This window comes from Candidatus Methylomirabilota bacterium, from assembly GCA_036005065.1.
Taxonomy (GTDB): domain Bacteria; phylum Methylomirabilota; class Methylomirabilia; order Rokubacteriales; family DASRDR01; genus DASYQW01.
Window position 1 is genome coordinate 1 of the sequence record DASYQW010000375.1, and the last position, 3,626, is coordinate 3,626.

The 3,626-nt window shown below is 69.2% G+C and carries 4 protein-coding genes; all 4 read left to right on the forward strand.

Features of this window, described 5'->3' with window-relative positions; all coding sequences use genetic code 11:
* Positions 1–517: ABC transporter substrate-binding protein (locus VGW35_25480; GenBank protein HEV8311028.1), on the forward strand; the 517-nt coding region annotated here is incomplete at its 5' end.
* Positions 514–996: a tripartite tricarboxylate transporter TctB family protein gene (locus VGW35_25485; protein HEV8311029.1), complete on the forward strand. Its 483-nt coding sequence runs from the start codon at positions 514–516 to the stop codon at positions 994–996. The genes VGW35_25480 and VGW35_25485, both read left to right, overlap by 4 nt.
* A 157-nt stretch (positions 997–1,153) precedes the next feature.
* Complete coding sequence (locus VGW35_25490) at positions 1,154–2,602, forward strand: tripartite tricarboxylate transporter permease (GenBank protein ID HEV8311030.1); 1,449 nt, start codon at positions 1,154–1,156, stop codon at positions 2,600–2,602.
* Between the two features lie 31 nt (positions 2,603–2,633).
* Entirely contained in the window at positions 2,634–3,626 is a 993-nt protein-coding gene (locus VGW35_25495) for a tripartite tricarboxylate transporter substrate binding protein (protein ID HEV8311031.1), read from the forward strand.

Consider the following 3,626-nt stretch of genomic DNA (forward strand, 5'->3'; position numbering starts at 1 on the left):
GCTGGTCAAGGAGATGGTGCCGAAGGCCACGCGGATCGCGGTGCTGTCCACCGCGGAGCCGCATGTCCGAGAGCAGGTCGCGGTGGCCGAGCAGACGGCTCGCGCGCTCGGGGTCCGGCTGGTCGTGGTCGAGGCCAAGGAGGGCCACTACGACCGCGCCTTCGCCACGATGGTGGAGCAGCGCGCCGAGGCGCTGTTCGTCGCCGCCAGCTCGATCCTCAATCAGGACCGGCGCCAGATCATCGAGCTGGCCGCGCGCCACCGGATTCCCGCGATCTACGAGTGGCGGGAAACGGTCGACGAAGGCGGGCTGATGTCGTACGGCGGGCTCTGGCGCGCCTTGTTCCGGCGGGTGGCCGAGTTCGTCGACCGGACCCTCAAGGGCGCGAACCCGGCCGATCTCCCGGTCGAGCAGTGGAGCACCTTCGAGCTGGCCGTGAACCTCCGGACCGCGAAGGCGCTCGGACTCCGGGTCCCGCCGGCGATCCTCGCCCGCGCCGACTACGTCGTCGAATGAGCGAGGCGCCGACCCGGGGTCGCTCGACGGATGCAAAGGTCGTGGGTGGCGCCCTCGTCCTGCTCGGCGTGTTCGCCCTCGCGGAGGCCCGCCGGCTCCATGCCCTTCGGACCCAGATGGTCGCGGGCGCCGTGGTCGGCGACGATACCTTTCCCATGATCGTCGGGCTCGCCTTGCTCCTGCTGGGAGCGACCGCGCTCGTGGCCCGGCTCCCGTCGGTGAAGGTGACCTTCCCGGAGGGAATCCCGCGGGCCCGGATGCTCTGGGGGATGGGCATCCTCGTCGCCTACTGGATCGTCATGCCCCATCTCGGCTACACGGGAGGCACGGCCCTCGTCTCGACCGGGCTCTACCGGACGCTGGGTGGCTACCGCTGGCCCGTCTCGGTCCTGCAGGGAGCCATCTCCACGGGCCTGCTCTACCTCTTCTTCCGCGTGTGGCTCCTCGAGCCCCTTCCCACCGGCTGGCTCGGGTTCTGAGGGACCGTGAAGCAACTGACGTCGGAGGTGACCGCGCGGCGACGACGAAGCGCAGCGGCCAGCCGGCGCTCCCGCCCCAAGCTCGACTGAGGCCGTGGACATCCTGAGCCAGCTGGCCGGCGGCTTCGGCGCCGCGCTCACTCCCACCAACCTCGGGATGGCTGTCCTGGGCTCGCTCCTGGGGACGCTGGTGGGCGTCCTGCCGGGGCTCGGCCCCACCGCGGCCATCGCGATCCTCTTCCCGTTGACCACCGTGCTCCAGCCGGTGCCGGCCACCATCATGCTTTCCGCGATTTACTACGGCGCCATGTACGGCGGCTCCACGACGGCGATCCTGTTGAACATCCCGGGAGAGGTGGCCTCGGTGCCGACCTGCCTCGACGGCTACCCGATGGCCCAGCAGGGCCGGGGCGGCGTGGCCCTCGGGATCTCGGCCGTCGGCTCCTTCTTCGCGGGCATCGTCGGCGTGGTCGCGCTCACCTTTTTCGCCCCGTTCCTGGCCGACCAGGCGCTCCGGTTCGGTCCCCCCGAGTATTTCGGCCTCATGGTGCTTGCCTTCACCGTGGTGGCCTCGCTGTCGGGCGGCTCCCTGGTCAAGGGCCTTTCCATGGCGATGCTCGGCTACTTCGTCTCGCTGATCGGCCTCGGTCCGTCCACGGCAGAGCCTCGCTTCACGTTCGACTGGGCCCCGCTCATGGGCGGTGTGGACCTCATCGCCCTGGTCGTCGGCCTCTTCGCGATCTCCGAGGTGTTCCTCGGGGTGGAGGAGGCCCGGGTGGCCATCGCGACGGAGATCCGGAACGTCTTCCCGAGCCTGGCCGATCTCCGGCAGAGCTTTCCGGCGATCCTCAGGGGGACGGGGATTGGCTTCTTCCTGGGACTGCTTCCGGGCTGCGCCCCGGGGGTTACCGTCTTCATGGCCTACGACGCCGAGAAGAAGCTCGCCAGGCACCCCGAGCGGTTCGGCAAGGGCGCCATCGAGGGAGTGGCGGCGCCCGAGTCGGCCAACAACGCCACCTCGTCGGCGGGCTTCATCCCGCTCCTGGGACTCGGGATCCCGGCCTCGGCCCCGCTGGCCGTCCTTCTCGGCGGGCTCCTGGTCTACGGGCTCCAGCCGGGGCCCCTCCTGTTTCAGAAGAACCCCGACTTCGTCTGGACCGTCATCGCCAGCTTCTACATCGGAAACGTCATCCTGCTGATCCTGAACCTGCCCCTCATCGGGATGTGGGTGTGGCTCACGCGCCTCCCGTACGGCATCCTGGGCCCCGCGATCCTGCTCCTCTCGTTCCTCGGGGCCTACAGCGTGCGGAACAGCATGTTCGACGTGGCGGTGAGCCTGGTGTTCGGCCTGGTCGGCTACTTCCTCCGGAAGTACCAGTGGCCGCTGGCGCCCCTGCTCCTGGCCTTCATCCTGGGGCCGCTCCTCGAAAAGTACCTGATCCAGTCGCTCTCCATGAGCGGTGGGGATCCTTCGATCTTTTTCCGGCGCGGGATCTCGCTCGCGCTGATCCTGGGAGCCGCGGTCCTGCTGGTGACCTCGATCGCGCTCGTGCGCTACACGAGCCGGCGGGTGCGCCAGGAGACGGCGGAGGAAATGGCGCTGTAGTGAACCGTGCGAAGATAGGAGGGACTCGCGCATGACACGACGTGGCAGCCGGAGCCTGGTGTGCTCGCTGGCGGCGGTGCTCCTGCTCGTGGGACCGGCGGGCGCCCGGGCGCAGGACTACCCGACCAAGCCCATCGAGATCGTCGTGCCCTTCGTGCCCGGGGGCGGGACGGACCTGATCGCGCGGCTCACCGCCGACTGGATCGGCAAGAAGTGGGGTCAGCCCGTGCTGGTGGTGAACAAGCCCGGCGGCGGCGGGATCATCGGCGCCCGGGCCGCGCTCAAGGAAGCCCGGCCCGACGGCTACACGGTGCTCATGGACATCCACACCATCTCCTCCATGCACATCGGCGCCTGGAAGACCCCGCAGCTCACCCTGGCCGACCGGAAGTACGCCGGGCGGATCGTCCGCGACCCCATGGTCTTCGCGGTGAAGGCGGACGCGCCCTGGAAGACCCTCAAGGAGTTCTCCGAGTGGGTGAAGGCCAACCCCACCGAGCTCGTCTGGTCTACCGTGGGGCCCTCCGGTCCGTCCCGCTACACCGCTTACGACTGGTTCACCCAGATCGGTGTGGACCCGGCCAAGACCAAGATGGTGATCACCGAGGGCGCCGCCGACTCCTTCACGAAGCTGGCCGGCGGCCACATCGTGCTCTCGATCCACTCGGTGGCCGAGGCCTTCGCCATGACCAAGGCCGGGAAGATCAAGCTTCTGGCCGTGCTGTCACCCTCGCGCGTCAGATACCTGCCCGACGTGCCTACCGCGGAGGAGCAGGGCGTCATCAAGGGCACCCGGATCCAGTGGTGGGCGGCCGCGGCCTTCCCTGCGGCGACGCCGGATCCGATCGTCCGCAAGTGGGAGGCGGCCCTCGCCGAGATGGCGAAGGATCCCCAGTTCCTGGCCGGCGCCGAGCGGCTGAACATGAACATCGACTACCTCGGCGCCGCCGAGACGCGAGCCTTCGTGGAGAAGGAGGTCGAGGGCTACACCGAGATGGCGACGAAGATCGGGATCCGGCGGTAG